Origin of the sequence: Nostocoides sp. F2B08 (genome assembly GCF_009184895.1) — a bacterium.
Taxonomy (GTDB): domain Bacteria; phylum Actinomycetota; class Actinomycetes; order Actinomycetales; family Dermatophilaceae; genus F2B08.
Window position 1 is genome coordinate 1 of the sequence record NZ_WESE01000005.1, and the last position, 15,056, is coordinate 15,056.

A 15,056-nucleotide genomic window follows, 5' to 3' on the forward strand; every position below is an offset into this window, starting at 1 on the left:
TCAGCGACGCCACCGAAGGACGAGGAGTGATGCCCCTGACCTAACCCCCGACAGGGAGAACACCTGTCCGCCGACAGGGAAGTCACCTGTCCGCACACAAGGAAATCCCGCTGTCCGTTGACACCTGGGGCCCCGCACGCACTCCGCAGCCGGGTCGTAAGCCGTGCCCGCGGCGTGGCCGCCGGCAGTGGCTCGGTGAACAAGGCTCGAGCACGCTCAGCCTCGCGGCAGCGCCATCGGCGCTTGTGCCACACCAGCGCGATCGGCGCCTCCCCGTAGGGCAGGTCCCTGGGGTGGGTGGTTGCCCTGTCCTTGATCGAGGTGGAAAACACCCCGCACGACGGGCACGCCGTCGCGCGCTCATCAGCGGTGGCCACGTGCACCACACCGACCCCGTCCTCGACGAGCTCGACCTGCCGGACCCAGTCCCTCGATCCCAGCAGCGCCGCATCCTTGCTCGCTTCGGGGGTCTCTACGTAGTGAACATGCGTGGGCTGGACCAAGCCGGTGACCTCACCTTCGTGATCATAAACTGCATTGCCAACAGCCACGATCACCGAGGTCACGTGCCCGTCGTGTCACCACGCAGGACCAGCGTGCCCGGTCAAGCTAGAAGAGCCCGCAAACTCGAGCTCGCCGCGGGCGCACCCTCACGACGCGGCTTCGATGGCCAGCCCCCAGCCGCCTACAACGACAAGGCCCGCCGAGATCAGGAGCGGCTCGCCGCAGAACGCCACGAACGAGCCTACGAGGTGATGTCAGCCACTGGCAGCCCCGCCCTCCAGCGAACAGACTCACGCCACTGCCTGCCTCACCTTGACGATCTCATCCGTGGAGAACAGCACCCGTCGAATCTCGACGTCATAGGCCAGGAACGGGATGAACTCCTCCCACGCGGACCGCCACAGCTTGCCAATCGCCGGGTAGGCCTTGGCCCACTTCTCCTCGAGCTCTTCGAACGCGGCCCAGGCGGCCTCGGCGGTGGCCGCGGTGTAGATGGCGCGCAGGTCGCGGGCGATCTGGTCCCAGTACTTGCGGCTCGCGCACCGGAACGTGGCCCGGATCAGGTGGATGACGCATGCCTGCACGATCGCCTGCGGGAAGATCGCGTGCACGCTGTCCGGGAGCCCTTTGAGGCCGTCACAGACGATGAAGAACACATCGCGCACACCGCGGTTGCGCAGTTCGGTCAGCACGTTCATCCAGAACTTCGCCGACTCCCCGCCGCCGTGCCCGGCCCACAACCCGAGGACGTCCCGCCGGCCGCCCAGGTCGACCCCGATCGCGGCATAGAACGGCTGGTTGCCGACCTGCCCGTCACGGACCTTGACGTAGATCGCGTCGATGAAGATCGCCGCATAGACCCGTTGCAGCGGCCGAGAGGACCACGCCTGCATCTCCTCGACGACACCGTCGGTGATCCGACTGATGGTGTCCTTGGAGATCGAGGCGCCGTACACCTCGGCGAAGTGCGCGGAGATCTCCCCGGTGGTCAGGCCTTTGGCGTACAGGCTGATGGCGACCGCGTCGACGTCGTTCAGGCGCCGCTACCGCTGCTTGACGATCACCGGCTCGAACGTGCCGGCCCGATCCCGCGGCACCTCGATCGTGACCTCGCCGGCGGCATCGGTCAGCACCGTCTTCTCCCGAGTGCCGTTGCGGATATTGCCCGCACCGCCCTCGGGAGCACGGTGCTTGGCATGGCCGAGGTGGTCGGTCATTTCCTCCTCCAGCGCCGTCTCCAAGACGGTTGCGGTGATCGACTTCAACAGCCCCTCCGGGCCGGTGATGTCCTCGCCGCGGGCGCGGGCGGCCTTGACCAGCTCGGCGACGGCTGCCCGCTCACCCGGAGTCGCTCTCGACGATGTCTTCTTCTTTGCGTCCTTCGGCATCGAGCCCACGCTCGATACTGTCTCGGTCATCGGTGACCAACCTTCCTCACCAGCACCGCTGGCGTGTCAGGCCGGAAACACCGTTCCCCGGACAGTCCCACACTGAGGTCCGCGGCACATCGCCGGGAGCTGGGCGTGACCTGGGCAGGCTTACGGGTGTGCGGGTGGGGCGTTGGTGATGGTGGTGCCGTCGGTGAGAGTGAGGTCGTAGGTGAGGACGGGTTCGGGGCCGCCTTGACCGCTGCGGCCGGGGTCCTCGTCGGGGAAGATGCGGCCGGGGATCCAGGCCGCGTAGCGGCCGTCCTCGATCGTGGCCTGGACGCTGAGCTCGCCGGCGTGGATCGTCAGGGCGGCGACGTCTTGGCCGACGGCTCCGTCGATCATGGAGATGGGGTCTTGGCCGCTTTGCGACATTGAGCCTTCGAGGAATCCTGTGGCCGGAGCGATGCCGGGCGGTCCCCCCACGGCTCCGCCCAGTCCCTGAGCTTCGACCGTGCCCGAGGTGGCCCCCTGCTTGAGGGTAACGACGCAGAAGCCGCTGAAGTCCTTGCGTGCGCCTTCGTCGCGCAGCAGCACCGAGACCAGGTCGCCGCGACGTTCGGTCAGGGCGACGGTGGCGGCCTGCGGGTCGAACTGTTCCGGGCCCCCCTCGTTGCGCGCCCAGAACGGTCCGCGCAGCGCGTCGCGGCACTCCCGCACGGCGGTGTTCCGGTCGCGGTCGGCGACGGCTTGCGCGGTGGCGGTCCAGCTTGCGTAGGCGCTCCCGTCACTCGGGCCTGGCAGCATCGTCCAGGCCAGCGCTGCGACGGCCGCGGCGGCGACCATGCCGCCGACCCGAACCGGGGTGAGCCGACGGCGGGGGAGGGCGGCGGCGGTGATCGGCGTCGGCGGCGATGTGAATGAGGTGGTGGGGTCGGCAAGGCGGGCGTCGAGCTGCTCGCGCAGCGCTGTGGTGTCGGCGGGTGCGACGTCGTGGGTTCGCAGCAGCCGCGTGAGCGTGTCGTCGTCGACGGTGTTGTCGTGGATGTCGTGGTCAGTCATGGCGTGTGCTCCTTAGCGGGAGTGCTCTCGAGGTGTCGGCGCAGGGCGCGGCGGGCGCGCATCAGGCGCACGCGGTAGGCGGGCGCGGTGATGCCCAGCACCTGTGCGGCCTCGGGGGAGGTGAGCTCGTCGAAGACGGTCAGTGCGAGGCTCTCCTGGTCGTCGGGGGCCAGGCGCCGCCATGCTGTGGCCAGGTCGAGGCGGGTGTTGATGGAGTCGAAGGACGCCTCGGCGCCAGCGTGCACGCTGGTGCGTGGCTGGTCGGCGATCCGCACCGCCAGAGCCTGCTGGCGGCTCGTGCCGCGCACGGCGTTGCGGGCACAGTGTCGGGCGATCCCGAACAGCCACGCCCGCGCCTGTGACGGGTCGGCCGGCAGGTCCTCGACCCGCCGCCAGACCGTGAGGAACGCCTCGGCGACGACGTCCTCGACCACGGTGTCCGGGACTCGCCGGGAGATGAACCGGATCACGTCGTCGACGCTGCTCACATACAGCTGGTGGTACCGGTCTCGCGCGGTGGTCACAGCATCGATCGTGCCCTGTTCTTCGCCGAATACGCTCACATTCAAGACATGTCCAGCACCAGCCCGGATGTAACACAGCGATTACCACCCGCACCCATGAGAAGCGCTGTAGACTGATTCGTCTACACTCGGTGTATGGTTGTCGCATGGCCGAGACCACGACGATCCGCATCAGCAGGGAGACCCACGCGCGGGTGACACGCTTGGCTGCGCTACGCCACGAGACGATCGATGAGACGGTGAGCAAGGCCATCCGCGCCCTGCGCCAAGACGCCATGGCGCGGGACCTTTCGACCGAGCTGACTGAGGATGAGATGGCGTGGCTCGATGCTGACGCCGGGTGACGTGGTCGAGCTCGACCTCGGGATGCCCGCCGGCAGCGAGGCCGGGCTGCGTCGCCCTGCCGTCGTCGTGACCGCCGCCCGGGTCCTCAAGGGTGGTCCGAATGTCATCCAGGTTGTGCCGTTGACGCGCACGATCCGTACCAGTAGTACTGAGGTCATCATCGAACCCGATGAGGTGAACCGTCTTATGGCGCGCTCGTCGGCGCAGTGCCAGCACGTGCGCTCAGTGGCGACCACGCGCATTCACGAGTGCACCGGCAATGTGGGTCCGGTCATCCTGAGCGAGGTCCGCGAGACACTCGCGCTGCTACTCGACCTATAGCGCCTCACGAATGGGACGGGATCTCTCCTCCGGTTGAGACTCCTCAAGTTCAAACGCGAACATTGCCGGTGCATCGCACCACCGCCAGTCAGGTGAGTCACTCCGCCGGGAGATGGCGTCAAGCCGTGCCCGTTGTGGGTAGGGCCACAGTGCACGGGCGGCTGAGGCGGGGAGGGGTACGTTCGGAGTGTGGGTGATTCAAATTCGTTTGAATCAGTTGGTGAGAGAGCGGCCCTGTTGGCCGCGGTCGCTGACCCGATCCGCCTGGAGGTGATTGATCGCCTCCAGCGCGAGGGGACGCGGTGCGTGTGCGACCTGCAACCCGCTCCGCCGATACCGGGCAACCAGTTCAGCTACCACCTGAAGGTGCTACGCGACTGCGGCCTGGTCACGGCGGCCCGGCGCGGCCGGTGGGTCGACTACACCCTGGCCGAGGACGCGCTCGACCGGTTGCACGCCGCGCTCCCTCAACGAATCGGGGCCCGGCAGGGGGCGAGGGTGTGAGCACGACACTGCACCGCAACGACAGCGAGCTGCGCTTGCGCGTCCTGCTGCTGGCCGGTGGTCTGGGCTGGCTGGCCCTGTGGTGGGTCAACGAACGCCTCTGGGACACGCTCGTCGATTGGGCCAGGCTCGACGTGGAGTCCCGCCTGGTCGGGGCGGTTCACTTCTTTTTCTACGACACGACCAAGATCTTCCTGCTGCTGCTCGGGCTGATGTTCGTGGTCGGCATGCTGCGCGCGTCACTGGACCTGGACGCCGCCCGCCGCTACCTGGAGGGGCGGGGCCTGGCCCTCGGATTGTTCCTGGCCGTACTCCTGGGGGTGGCCACCCCGTTCTGCTCGTGCAGCTCGATCCCGCTGTTCATCGGGTTCGTCGCCGCCGGGATCCCGCTGTCGGTGACCTTGACGTTCCTGATCGCCTCACCCCTGGTCAGCGAGATCGCCGCGATCATGATCGGCGACCAGTTCGGCTGGGGGATCGCGGCCGCCTACGTCCTGGCCGGCGGGGCCCTGTCGATGCTGATCGGCTGGGTCTTCTCCCGCTTCGACCTCGAGCGGTGGGTCGAGGACATCGTCAAGAGCGGCCGGGTGGCGGCACTACGCCAAGGCGGGCACACGCCAAGCCTGGCCAAACGCGTCGACGCCGCCCGCGCCGAGACCAAGGACATCTTCGTCGACGTGTGGAAGTGGGTCCTGCTCGGTGTCGCGATCGGTGCCGGCATCCACGGCTGGGTCCCCGCCGACTTCTTCGCCCGCTACGCCGGTCCCGACAACCCGTTCGCCGTGGTCATCGCCACCCTGGCCGGTGTCCCGCTGTACGTCAACGGCGCCGGGATCGTGCCCGTCGGGGAGGCGATGTGGGCCAAAGGCATGTCGATGGGCACCGTGATGGCGTTCATGATGAGCGCGATCGCCCTCTCGATCCCGCAGGCGGTCATGCTGCGACGAGTGCTCAAACCGCCCCTGCTCGCCCTGTTCTTCGGATCCGTCGCCCTCGGCATCATCGCTTTGGGCTTCCTCTTCAACATCATCGGCTGACACGCATAGAGAAAGGGAGACATCATGAGGATCAAAGTCCTCGGCCCCGGCTGCAAGAACTGCCACAAGCTCGAACACAACACCCAGGTTGCCCTCGACCGGCTCGGCCTTCACGAAACCATCGAGAAGGTCACCGACTACGGCGAGATCGCCGGCTACGGCGTCATGAAAACCCCCGCCCTGGTCATCGACGACACCGTCGTGCTCAGCGGCAAGGTGGCCACCCCCGAGGAGATCACCCCCCTCCTCGCCACCGCCACCACCTGACAAGCCACCACCACAACCCAGCGTCCTTCCGGCACCCGTTACTTTCTTCGTGCCCTCATGGTGAGGGTGCAGGCCAGCGATCTGCGTCATGACTGCCGGCTCCTGTCGTTGATGATCACAGAGGTGCTGTCACCGGAGATCGCCGGACGTGTGTGACCGCTGATAGGGACATGGGCCCCTTCGGGGATGCCTTCTCGTAACGTGGCTGCCGGCGCTTCGTCCACGGCTGGTCTGCTCAGCTGGAGGAGGAAGCAGAGAGTTGACTCAGAGCCTGTCCTACCCTGCGGCCGGCGCCGCTTTCGCGGTGTACTGCGGGATCGACGTCGCGCGCGAGACTCACCACGCTGTGGCCCTGGATCCTCAGGGCCGCCGGCTGGTCGATCGGCCCTTGCCCAATGCCGAACCAGATCTGGTCGAGCTGTTCAGCGAGCTTCAGGCCCGTGGACCGGTGTTGGTGGTGATCGACCAGCTCGCGTCGATCGGCGCACTGTCGGTGGCCGTCGCCCGCTCTCGCGGGATCACGATCGCCTACCTGCCCGGGCTGGCGATGCGACGCATCGCTGACCTGTACCCGGGTGAGGCCAAGTCCGACGCCCGCGACGCCCACGTCATCGCCGACGCCGCGCGCACCCTGCCACACGCACTCCGCCGGGTCGGCTTCGAGGAGCAAAGCACTGTCGAACTGAGCGTGCTGGCCGGATACGACGCCGACCTGGCCAAGGAATCCACCCGACTGGCCAACCGGCTCCACGATGCCCTGCTGCACGTTCATCCCGCACTAGAACGCCTGCTAGGCAAGTACTTTCGTCGACCCGGGGTGCTGCGCCTGCTGGCCGTGACGGGCACCCCGAGCGCGATCGCGGCCCTCGGCCCGACCGAGATCAAGGAGGTCATCGCGACCCGCTCACCCCGGCTGGCGGCGACCCTGGCGACCGAGATCCTGGCTGTTTTGGCGGAGCAGACCGTCATCATCGACGCCACCGAACAGTACGGCCAGGTCATCCGCGGACTGGCCCACCAGCTGCTCGCCGTCTTGGACCAGAGGAAGTCGCTGGCCGCCGATCTCGAGCAACTCCTCTCCGCTCACCCGCTGGCCGAGATCCTGAGGTCAATGCCAGGGGTCGGACCTCGCACCGCCATCGAACTGCTGCGCACCATCGGAGACGGGTCCACCTTCGCCAGCGCCGCGCACGTCGCCTCCTACGCCGGCCTGGCCCCGACCACCCGCCAATCAGGACGCAGCCTCAAGGGCGAACAACGAGCCCGCCGCGGCAACCGCACGCTTCGAGGCGCGCTGTACATCTCCGCATTCTCCAGCCTCAGACACCCGGACAGCCGCGCCTACTACGACCGCAAGCGCGCCGAAGGCAAGACCCACACCGCAGCCCTAACCTGCCTGGCCCGCCGCCGCATCGACGTCCTCTACGCCATGCTCCGAGACAGGCAGTGCTACCGGCCCGACCAACGCGCCACGGCTGTGACGCCGACCCCGAAATCGCCTGCCGCCGCTTGACAGAACAGATAGGGACACCTCTGACGTCAAGAGGTGGTTTGGAGGGGTTCTGGCCGTGGGGCTCTTCCCGGTCCGGGTGGCTGGGGGTAGCGTCGTGGGTGCGGGTCCGGGAAGTGGCTGATCCGAAGTGCCGGTGTGCGGGTGCGGGCCGGCCGCGCTGGATATCTGAGACGCCCCGCGGTGCCCTCCCGGGCCCGCCTCTTCGGTGACCGCGAGGGCGGCGTGAGCGTCGGCGCGCAGCTGCCGATAGATCGCGTCGGAGACGCGACGCTTCCGCATCGCCTCGCGTGGGCTCTTGCCGGCGGCGATCTTGCGCAGGTAGTACGGCCGGCCGTCGGTCTCGAGACGGACCTGGGTAGCGGCGGCGACATGGATCATGTGGTTCATCCGCCGGTTCCCGGCGCGGGAGAGCCGATGCCGGACGGTCTCTGCGGAGGAGGCGTCGATCGGTGTGGTCCCGGTCCACGAGGCGAACCGGTTCCGGTCGGCGAAGCGGGCGATGTCGCCGGTTCGGCCAGGACGCGGGCGGCCACGACCGGCCCGACGCCGGGCAGCTCCATCAACGACGAGCCGCGGGCCAGGACCAAGTAGCCGGCTGTTGGGCTATCCACGGGGTCGCGGTCGGGTCTAGCGTCGTTGGGTTCGGGTTGCCTGGCCGCGGTGGCGGCGGGCGAGGTTCAGGCGCAGTCCTTGGTCGCCGCGTGAGGTGATTTCAATGTCTGAACCGAAGGTTCTGCAGCCGTTCCAGCCGGCGACGATGTCGAGCGCGCACCTGGCGGCGGTCTCGTTCCTGGCCCGCTACGGCGGGCGTACCCACGAGCTGTACGAGTACCAGCTGAGGGAGTGGTTCTCCTGGTGCCAGAACAACGGGATCGACCCGCTGGTCGGTGTCCAGCGCGCGCACGTCGAGCTGTACATCCGTGGCCTGGGCGAGCGAGGCCTGATGGACTCCTCGGTGGTGACGATGATGCATGCGGTGCGCGGGTTCTTCCGGTTCGCGCATATCGACGGCCTGATCGCCGCGGATCCTGCCGTGTATGCGCGGCTTCCGAAGGTGCACCGCGATGAGTCCCGCACCCACGGCCTGGACCGGCTCGAGCTCATCCGGTTCCTGCAGGTCGCTCAGACTTTGACGGTCCACCACGGGGCGTTGGCGTTCCTGCTCGGCATCAACGCCCTGCGCGCCTCCGAGGCTGCCGCGGTGCGGATCGAGGACTACGCCGAGACGATGCGCGGACACCGGGTGCTGCACCTGGTCGGCAAGGGCAACAAGCCCGCGACCATGCCCGTCACCGTCCCGGTGCTGCGGGTCCTCGAGGCATGCCGCGGGCAGCGCGCCAGTGGGCCCTTGATCTTGCGACCGCTCACCGGCAACCCGATCGACCGGCGCGACGCGTACCGGATGGTCGCCCGGATCGCCAAGGCCGCAGGCATCCCGCGGCACATCAGCCCGCACTCGCTGCGGCACGCCGCGATCACCAACGCCCTGGACGCCGGCGTCCCGCTGCGCGACGCGCAGATCCTGGCCCGCCATGCCGACCCGCGCACCACCGAGCACTACGACCGGGCCCGCGGCAACCTCGACCGCCACGGGGTGCACTTCCTCACCGCCTACGTCGCCGGCGTCTGACGCGCAAGGAGTGGTCTGCCCTTTCTTCCCCTGTCACATGACGCCGCGACCAACCCGCGACTGTTCGGCTCGGTCGCGCGTGGCGAGGCCACGGCGAGCAGCGACGTGGACCTGCTCGTCCACCTGCAACCGGGGTGGGGGCAACGAGCTGCTCCGTGTCTCCGGGATTGCCGAGGAGCTCAGCCTGCTCCTCGGGCGCAGGGTCGATGTCCTGACATCCTCCCTGCTGCGCAGCGAGGTCTCCGCGACCGCGCTGGCCGATGCGGTGCCCGTGTGAGCCGATCGGAGCAAGAACGGTTTGCCGACATCATCGATGCCGTCGAGCGATGTCAGCAGTACGCCCCGTACCTGCACACCGAAGAGCACACCGCGATGGCATACGACGCGATCCTGCGCAACCTCGCCGTCATCGGCTAAGCCGTGCGGGCCCTGTCATCCGAGACACGCGCCCGGATCCCGGACGTTCCATGGGCGGCCATCGCCGGGCTACGAACAGTCGTGGTGCACGAGTACTTCCGCATCAACCCGGAGCTAATCCTCGACATCGCCGAGAACCAGCTCACACCGCTATAGGACCAACTTCAGAGTCAGCAAGAGACCTGCCGCCCTGAGAAGGGATCTTCCCGACACCGGGCCAGCCGCGACGCTCCTATGCTTCGTCAAGTAGCTGGCGTCCCATTTTCGAGTAGGCGGTACGGGTCGAATGCGACGTAGCGGGCGAGGCAGCGTTTGATCTCTCGGCTGGTCTTGCCTTCGGCGGTGCGGCGGTCGATGTAGGCGCGGGTGGCGGGCTGGTACTGGATCCGGCTGCGGACGACGGTGTGCCGGGCCGTGTTGAGCTGCCGGTCGCCGTACCGGTTGAGCCGATACCGGGTGGTGACCTGTCCACTGTTCGCCGGGATCGGTGCGACGCCGGCGAGCATCGCGAACGCGGCCTCGGAGTGGACGCGACCGGGATGGGACCAGGCGCACAACACCGTCGCGGCAACGATCGGTCCGACACCGAACTGCTCGAGCAGGTCGGGGCGCCAGGTGCGGATGATGGCCACGAGCGCCTTCTCCAGTTCCCGTGCCTCTTTCAGTATCGCGTGTGCGCGGCGAGCCAGGGTGCGCAGGGCGACGACGGTGCTGGCCGTCTCGATGTCCCAGGAGGAGTGCACGCGCGCGCAGGTTGGCTCCGGTGGTGAGCATCGCGGCGAGCTTCTGACCCCGGAACCTGGCCCGGATCGGTTCCGGGGCGGCGATGACGAGACTGAACAGCTGTAGCTGGGCCTCGGTGGAGGCATTGACCGCGGAGCGGCGAGCAGCCAGCAGCACTGAGAGTGCTTGGCGTTCGGTGCCGCTGCGCGGCGCTCCTAACCGGGTCGCGCCATCGCTTCACGCGCAGCTCGGATCGCGTCGAGGGGGTCGGACTTCGCGCCGTTGCGGCGGGCAACCCGCTTGGGGCGGTCGAGCTCGATGACGATCTCCGACATCGCCAGCAGGTGACGGCTCAGCCCGGCGCCGTGCCCGCCGGTGCCTTCGATGGCCCAGGCTCGCAACCTCGGATGGGTGTTGGCGAACTCCATCAGCTCGGCATAGCCCTCGGCTGTGGCCTCGACGGTGAACTCGGCCAGGACACCGCCGGTCGCGGTGTCGACCACGGCCGCGGAGTGGGTGTGGACGTGGGTGTCGACGCCGATGACGACATCGACCACCTCGCGTAGATCGGTCAGACTGGTCATGCGTTCTCTCCTTCGCCGGGACGGGACGTGGTTCCGGTCCGGGACGCAAGGCTCGGCAGGACTGTGATGAGACACGCCAGGCGCCGCTAACGCCAGGTGGTCAGGCTCCTGATCAGGCCAGCTCCACCAACCACAGCCCAGCACGATCAGGCTGCGTTGGCGATCCTCACAGTGACAGCGCCGCCGCGAGTCGGGCTTGAGGTGGGTGCGGTTCGGAGCGCTGCGGCTATCCGTAGTGGTAGCGGCACGCGGCGATGCGCACCTCGTCGCCGGCGATCTTGTACACGAGGCGGTGTTCGTCGGTGATGCGTCGCGACCAGTAGCCTGCGAAGTCGTGTTTGAGGGCTTCGGGTTTGCCGATGCCGTGGTTGCCGTTGCGCTGTATGTCCGCAAGGAGCGTGTTGATTCGCGTAAGTACTCTGCGGTCCTGGGCTTGCCACCACAGGTAGTCCTGCCAGGCGTTCTCGTCCCAGACGAGCAGCACGTCAGTCGGTCTCGATCAGATCGTGGGCCTGGCCGCGGCCGGCTTCCAGCCGTTCCATCGCGTCGAGCAGGCGTCGGGCGTTGGCGGGCGAGCGCATGAGGTAGGCGGTTTCCTTGAGGGACTCGTAGTCCTCGAGCGAGACGATGACGACGGGGTCGTGACCGGCGCGGGTGATGACGACCTCCTCGCGGTCGTTCGTGACGCCGTCGAGCACCTCGGCGTACCGCGCGCGGGACTCGGTGTAGCTCATCGTCTTCATGTCGTACCTCCGGTACAGAAAAGCGTACGCTGCCGAGCCGGGGCCCGCAAGTGCGACTTCTACTGGTGGCGCCACCATCCGCAAGGGGCAGATACCCCTATCCGCCGCCTGTCGGGAGCGGCGCCTAATGGGGGTCTGCGCCCAGGTGGGGCTACTGCTGGAAGGGGTTGATGAGGGTAAGCCCGGAGACGGTGGAGAAGTCGTCGACGTTGCGCGTGGCCAGGTCGTGGTCGCTGCCCCGGCAGATGCCGGCGATCTGCGCGTCGGCCAGCGATATGGGTCGCCCGGCTGCCTGGGCGGCTCCCAGGATGGCGGCGGTCTGTTGAGCTGCGGGCAGGTCGTAGACCACGACGGCGTCGGCGAAGATATCCACCAGGTCGCGCCAGCGGGCCGTGAGGTCTCGTCGGCGTCGACCTGCGGGGAGCAGGGCGAGGCCTCGTTCGATCTCCTCCACGGTCACCACGCAGATGCACAGGTCAGCTGGCGCGACGGTGCGCGCCCAGGCCATGACCTCCGGATCGGGGTCGTCCCGCATGAACTCGGACACCACGTTGGTGTCAGCGATGATCACGGCAAGTCCACCGGCCGGGGCTGGTCGGTTCGAGGCGGCGCCTCGAGCTCGACGCCGCCTCCCTGCGCCATGGATGCGTGCAGGGAGAGGAGGAAGTTGTGCTCGGGAACGTTGACGGCGGCGTCGAGGATCGCGCGGACCTCGGCCTCGACGGAGCGGCCGTGTTCCGCCGCGCGTCCCCGGAGTCGGGCATGCGTGCGCTCGTCGAGCTGCCTGATCGTCAAGGTGCTCATCAGTTACCTCCTAGTGAAAGCAATGCTAGCACTGATGGTCCGGGAGTCACAGCGTCTCGAGTCGGGCTGGATGTGGGTGCGAGTTCGGAGTGCTGCGGCTACTACCAGTGGTGACAGCACGCGGCGATGCGCACCTCGTCGCCGGCGCTCGTGTACACGAGGCGGTGTATGTCGCCCTGGCCCGCCGCATCCGCGTGCGACTCCTGACCCGAATCGAGAGCTCCATGGCCCCATACACCCTCTGCATTCGAGGGCCGGAGAATGTCGTTGTGACGAAGAACCAGCGCGCGGAGAGAGCCGGTGGGGAACTGTGAGCGAGAACCGATGGTGCTTTCCCCTTGCGGCCACCGGGGCTGGGAGCAGTAGCGAGAGACCGCCTCCGGCCACGCTGCGGTGGACGTCAGGAACCGGCTCATGGAAACCGTCAAGACCGCTCACCGACCTCACCGCTGACTGGATTCCGGGCGTGTGCACGACCGCGACCTACCCGCCGTGGCGCCGGCCGTCCACGAGCCCGCGCAGGTGGTGGCACGCCGGGAGAGGGTGCAGTGGGGGCCGACCTTTGGAACCGCTGAGGCGACGGCCAGCTCAGACCCGACGGAGCGACGGGAGGCGCGCCCTATCAAGTGCCCTCCTTCCGGATGGCCATCTCTGACAGAACGTCAGCCAGGTCGTGATCGTGTGACGTCGAGGTGTGCAGGTAGATGGCACTGACCTTGGGGTCGGCATGGCCCATCCGTGCCTGAAATGTGGCCTGGCTCGCGCCCGCGTCCGCGGCGAGGGTGTTGCGGTGTGCCGCAGGTCGTGCCAGACCATGCCGTCGCGGTCGATCGATCGGCAGGCGGCGCGGAATGCCTTGAGGGTGGTGTGGCGTGAGACCGCCTGGCCGTCAGACCTCGTCCAGACGAGGTCCCTCGGCTTTCATCCGCTCTCGCCGTCGGGGTACTCGGCCAGCGTATCCGTGACGTGTCGTGGCATGTGCACCGTCCGCGCCCCGCGGGCTGACTTCGGCGGTCCCATGACGAGCTGGGCGCCGATGTACTGCGCTGTCTGCACGATCCGGAGGACGCCGTGCTCGAGGTCGACGTCGCCGCACCGCAGTCCGGCGGCCTCGCCGATCCTCAGCCCGCACCATCCGGAGACGAGCGTCAAAGCGCGCCACTGCCTCGGCATCGCGTCCGCCAGTGCAGCGAGCTCGGCGGGATTCAGCGCGACCGACTCACGACGCTTCATGGCACGGCCGGCGCCTTTGAGTCGGCATGGGTTGCGGGTGATGAGGCCGTCCTCGGCCGTCTGCAGGATCGCCTTGAGCACCCCGTAGGCCTTGGCACCGGCCGAGTCGGTGCCCTTCGCCGCGAACTGCCCGCGCCACGTGCGGACGGCCGCCGTGGTGATCTCGTCGAGTGGCAGGTCGCCGAAGGCCGGCAGGATGTGGTTGTCGAGGGCGTTGCGGATGCCGAACTTCGTCGCCGGCCGCAGGGCGGCGCCGCTCGGGGTGAGCCGGCTGGCCAACCAAGCCTCCGCATACGCCGACAGGGTGCGCGCTCGACGCTGAACCTCCGCCACGGCGGCACGCTCAGCTCGGACCGAGGGGAGACCCACTCCTGCCGGGAGATCAGCAGCCGCTCGCCCGCGAGCCAGCCCCGGGCGTCACCCTTGGTCTGGAAGGTGGTCGGTGCGGCATGCACTCGGGCGTCCGGCCCGGTGTACCTCGCCTGCAGCGCCCCGACGGCAGCCTCCTGGTGTTCCCGAACCCGCTCCTGCCGGCCATGGACGTCTCCTCCCCTGCGCGTCCTGGTGGCGTCGAGTATGCCCATCTCGTGCCGGATACGTGCCAGATGAGAGACGTCTTCTGTCCATTTCCGTCCAGTGCCCCCGGCAGGATTCGAACCTGCGACACCTTCTTTAGGAGAGAAGTGCTCTTCCCCTGAGCTACGAGGGCATGGGCCGGTTCGTGGGCCGACCCGAGGGCCCAGCCTACCGACCCTCCGTCGCTGCCCGACCCGGAACAGTCATCACGACACTCCCTCACGACAGGGCGTTGCTCAGACCCCGTGAACCCAACAACGTGTCGCGTGATGGGAACCATCCCTCGTGGAGGAGGTCCCGGCGTCGAGCGACTCCACGACAGCCTCCACCACGACACCCACGGCACGGGTGAGCTCCGGGACGGACAGCACCTCCTTGCCAGGCACATGGATGAACCCCGCCTTCGCTCCACCGGACCCGAGCGGACGCAGGGAGTGGAGCACCGCATACATGGTCTCGTTGCAGACGAACGTGCCGGCGGAGGCTGACAGCTCGGCCGGGACCCCGGCGGCGAGCAGCCGCTCGACGATCGCTCGGTTCGGCAGGGTGGCGAACAAGCCGTCCGGGCCGCCCTCCACCACCGGTTGCTCTTGGGGCGGCGCACCGGCGTTGTCGGCGACTGTCTCCCCGGCGATGTCGCGCACGTTGATCGCGATCCGCTCCGGAGTGACGGAGCGACGCCCGGCGGCGAGTCCAGTCAGCACGACCGCGTCGGGGGAGTGCTCGCACACCAGCCCCAGCGCGACCTCGGCGCACCGGCCGAACTCAACCGGCAGGACAGCCGACACGACCGATGCTTCAGCGATGACACCGGGCAGCTGCCGGACCATCTCCTCGGTCGGGTTCGCTGGGTGCTCGCCGAAGCGCTCGAAGCCGGTCACGAGAACGGTGTGCATCCGCGC

At 68.2% G+C, this 15,056-nt stretch carries 20 protein-coding genes, 1 tRNA gene and 2 pseudogenes; 9 read left to right on the forward strand and 14 right to left on the reverse strand.

Going from position 1 to position 15,056, the window contains the following annotated elements:
• From GA707_RS12515 to GA707_RS12530, 4 genes and pseudogenes are all read right to left on the reverse strand, one after another.
• A partial coding sequence (locus GA707_RS12515; protein WP_193315320.1) for a transposase family protein occupies positions 1 to 566 on the reverse strand: 566 nt, incomplete at its 3' end.
• Between the two features lie 255 nt (positions 567 to 821).
• Positions 822 to 1,922 (reverse strand): annotated as a pseudogene (locus GA707_RS12520) (IS256 family transposase); the annotation flags it as partial.
• A 120-nt stretch (positions 1,923 to 2,042) separates the two neighbouring features.
• The gene (locus GA707_RS12525; protein ID WP_152178797.1) at positions 2,043 to 2,933 is read right to left on the reverse strand and encodes a hypothetical protein; all 891 of its coding nucleotides are present in this window, start codon (positions 2,931 to 2,933) and stop codon (positions 2,043 to 2,045) included.
• On the reverse strand, positions 2,930 to 3,457 hold the full coding sequence (locus GA707_RS12530; protein ID WP_226963764.1) for an RNA polymerase sigma factor: 528 nt from the start codon (positions 3,455 to 3,457) through the stop codon (positions 2,930 to 2,932). Before GA707_RS12530 ends, GA707_RS12525 begins: the two co-directional genes overlap by 4 nt.
• 146 nt (positions 3,458 to 3,603) lie before the next feature.
• Between GA707_RS12530 and GA707_RS12535 the strand changes: the two genes are divergently transcribed.
• The 6 genes from GA707_RS12535 (at position 3,604) to GA707_RS12560 (ending at position 7,444) form a co-directional block, all read left to right on the forward strand.
• Positions 3,604 to 3,801: a hypothetical protein gene (locus GA707_RS12535; RefSeq protein WP_152178798.1), complete on the forward strand. Its 198-nt coding sequence runs from the start codon at positions 3,604 to 3,606 to the stop codon at positions 3,799 to 3,801.
• Positions 3,785 to 4,123 (forward strand): type II toxin-antitoxin system PemK/MazF family toxin, encoded by a 339-nt coding sequence (locus GA707_RS12540; RefSeq protein ID WP_152178799.1) that lies wholly within the window; start codon positions 3,785 to 3,787, stop codon positions 4,121 to 4,123. Before GA707_RS12535 ends, GA707_RS12540 begins: the two co-directional genes overlap by 17 nt.
• A gap of 189 nt (positions 4,124 to 4,312) precedes the next feature.
• Complete coding sequence (locus tag GA707_RS12545; RefSeq protein ID WP_226963765.1) at positions 4,313 to 4,627, forward strand: helix-turn-helix transcriptional regulator; 315 nt, start codon at positions 4,313 to 4,315, stop codon at positions 4,625 to 4,627.
• On the forward strand, positions 4,624 to 5,664 hold the full coding sequence (locus GA707_RS12550) for a permease (protein ID WP_152178800.1): 1,041 nt from the start codon (positions 4,624 to 4,626) through the stop codon (positions 5,662 to 5,664). The genes GA707_RS12545 and GA707_RS12550 overlap by 4 nt, the downstream gene beginning before the upstream one ends.
• A gap of 24 nt (positions 5,665 to 5,688) precedes the next feature.
• Positions 5,689 to 5,931, forward strand: coding sequence for a thioredoxin family protein (locus GA707_RS12555; RefSeq protein WP_152178801.1), 243 nt, complete (start codon positions 5,689 to 5,691; stop codon positions 5,929 to 5,931).
• A gap of 259 nt (positions 5,932 to 6,190) precedes the next feature.
• Positions 6,191 to 7,444 (forward strand): IS110 family transposase, encoded by a 1,254-nt coding sequence (locus tag GA707_RS12560; protein WP_370460041.1) that lies wholly within the window; start codon positions 6,191 to 6,193, stop codon positions 7,442 to 7,444.
• Between the two features lie 378 nt (positions 7,445 to 7,822).
• On the opposite strand, the pseudogene GA707_RS21310 reads toward GA707_RS12560, so the two are convergent.
• Positions 7,823 to 7,945, reverse strand: a pseudogene (locus GA707_RS21310) (transposase); the annotation flags it as partial.
• 214 nt (positions 7,946 to 8,159) lie between these two features.
• Here GA707_RS21310 and GA707_RS12570 point away from each other — a divergent pair.
• The 3 genes from GA707_RS12570 (at position 8,160) to GA707_RS12580 (ending at position 9,647) form a co-directional block, all read left to right on the forward strand.
• On the forward strand, positions 8,160 to 9,074 hold the full coding sequence (locus GA707_RS12570) for a tyrosine-type recombinase/integrase (RefSeq protein WP_152178802.1): 915 nt from the start codon (positions 8,160 to 8,162) through the stop codon (positions 9,072 to 9,074).
• Positions 9,075 to 9,347: 273 nt separating this feature from the next.
• Positions 9,348 to 9,491 (forward strand): hypothetical protein, encoded by a 144-nt coding sequence (locus GA707_RS20890; RefSeq protein ID WP_193315321.1) that lies wholly within the window; start codon positions 9,348 to 9,350, stop codon positions 9,489 to 9,491.
• A 3-nt stretch (positions 9,492 to 9,494) separates the two neighbouring features.
• Positions 9,495 to 9,647 carry a DUF86 domain-containing protein gene (locus tag GA707_RS12580; RefSeq protein WP_152178803.1) on the forward strand — a complete coding sequence of 51 codons (153 nt, stop codon included), beginning with the start codon at positions 9,495 to 9,497 and terminating at the stop codon, positions 9,645 to 9,647.
• Between the two features lie 86 nt (positions 9,648 to 9,733).
• Here the strand turns inward: GA707_RS12580 and GA707_RS21320 are convergent, their stop codons facing one another.
• The 9 genes from GA707_RS21320 to GA707_RS12620 form a co-directional block, all read right to left on the reverse strand.
• Positions 9,734 to 10,234 carry a transposase gene (locus GA707_RS21320; protein ID WP_226963766.1) on the reverse strand — a complete coding sequence of 167 codons (501 nt, stop codon included), beginning with the start codon at positions 10,232 to 10,234 and terminating at the stop codon, positions 9,734 to 9,736.
• A 195-nt stretch (positions 10,235 to 10,429) separates the two neighbouring features.
• The gene (locus tag GA707_RS21325; protein ID WP_226963767.1) at positions 10,430 to 10,798 is read right to left on the reverse strand and encodes a transposase; all 369 of its coding nucleotides are present in this window, start codon (positions 10,796 to 10,798) and stop codon (positions 10,430 to 10,432) included.
• A 226-nt stretch (positions 10,799 to 11,024) separates the two neighbouring features.
• Positions 11,025 to 11,282, reverse strand: coding sequence for a Txe/YoeB family addiction module toxin (locus GA707_RS12590; RefSeq protein ID WP_152178804.1), 258 nt, complete (start codon positions 11,280 to 11,282; stop codon positions 11,025 to 11,027).
• A 1-nt stretch (position 11,283) separates the two neighbouring features.
• The gene (locus GA707_RS12595; protein ID WP_152178805.1) at positions 11,284 to 11,541 is read right to left on the reverse strand and encodes a type II toxin-antitoxin system Phd/YefM family antitoxin; all 258 of its coding nucleotides are present in this window, start codon (positions 11,539 to 11,541) and stop codon (positions 11,284 to 11,286) included.
• Positions 11,542 to 11,692: 151 nt separating this feature from the next.
• Positions 11,693 to 12,112 (reverse strand): type II toxin-antitoxin system VapC family toxin, encoded by a 420-nt coding sequence (locus tag GA707_RS12600; RefSeq protein ID WP_152178806.1) that lies wholly within the window; start codon positions 12,110 to 12,112, stop codon positions 11,693 to 11,695.
• The gene (locus GA707_RS12605; protein WP_152178807.1) at positions 12,109 to 12,345 is read right to left on the reverse strand and encodes a toxin-antitoxin system antitoxin subunit; all 237 of its coding nucleotides are present in this window, start codon (positions 12,343 to 12,345) and stop codon (positions 12,109 to 12,111) included. The genes GA707_RS12600 and GA707_RS12605 overlap by 4 nt, the downstream gene beginning before the upstream one ends.
• Positions 12,346 to 13,266: 921 nt before the next feature.
• Positions 13,267 to 13,911: a site-specific integrase gene (locus tag GA707_RS12610; RefSeq protein ID WP_152178808.1), complete on the reverse strand. Its 645-nt coding sequence runs from the start codon at positions 13,909 to 13,911 to the stop codon at positions 13,267 to 13,269.
• Between the two features lie 304 nt (positions 13,912 to 14,215).
• Positions 14,216 to 14,287, reverse strand: a tRNA-Arg gene (locus GA707_RS12615).
• Positions 14,288 to 14,390: 103 nt separating this feature from the next.
• Positions 14,391 to 15,050: a hypothetical protein gene (locus tag GA707_RS12620; protein ID WP_193315322.1), complete on the reverse strand. Its 660-nt coding sequence runs from the start codon at positions 15,048 to 15,050 to the stop codon at positions 14,391 to 14,393.
• Positions 15,051 to 15,056 lie beyond the last annotated feature (6 nt).

Coding starts and splice junctions, on each gene's coding strand:
- GA707_RS12525 (WP_152178797.1), bottom strand. CDS start 2,933: ATGACTGACCACGACATCCACGACAACACCGTCGACGACGACACGCTC.
- GA707_RS12535 (WP_152178798.1), top strand. CDS start 3,604: ATGGCCGAGACCACGACGATCCGCATCAGCAGGGAGACCCACGCGCGG.
- GA707_RS12540 (WP_152178799.1), top strand. CDS start 3,785: ATGCTGACGCCGGGTGACGTGGTCGAGCTCGACCTCGGGATGCCCGCC.
- GA707_RS12555 (WP_152178801.1), top strand. CDS start 5,689: ATGAGGATCAAAGTCCTCGGCCCCGGCTGCAAGAACTGCCACAAGCTC.
- GA707_RS12570 (WP_152178802.1), top strand. CDS start 8,160: ATGTCTGAACCGAAGGTTCTGCAGCCGTTCCAGCCGGCGACGATGTCG.
- GA707_RS21325 (WP_226963767.1), bottom strand. CDS start 10,798: ATGACCAGTCTGACCGATCTACGCGAGGTGGTCGATGTCGTCATCGGC.
- GA707_RS12595 (WP_152178805.1), bottom strand. CDS start 11,541: ATGAAGACGATGAGCTACACCGAGTCCCGCGCGCGGTACGCCGAGGTG.
- GA707_RS12605 (WP_152178807.1), bottom strand. CDS start 12,345: ATGAGCACCTTGACGATCAGGCAGCTCGACGAGCGCACGCATGCCCGA.
- GA707_RS12620 (WP_193315322.1), bottom strand. CDS start 15,050: ATGCACACCGTTCTCGTGACCGGCTTCGAGCGCTTCGGCGAGCACCCA.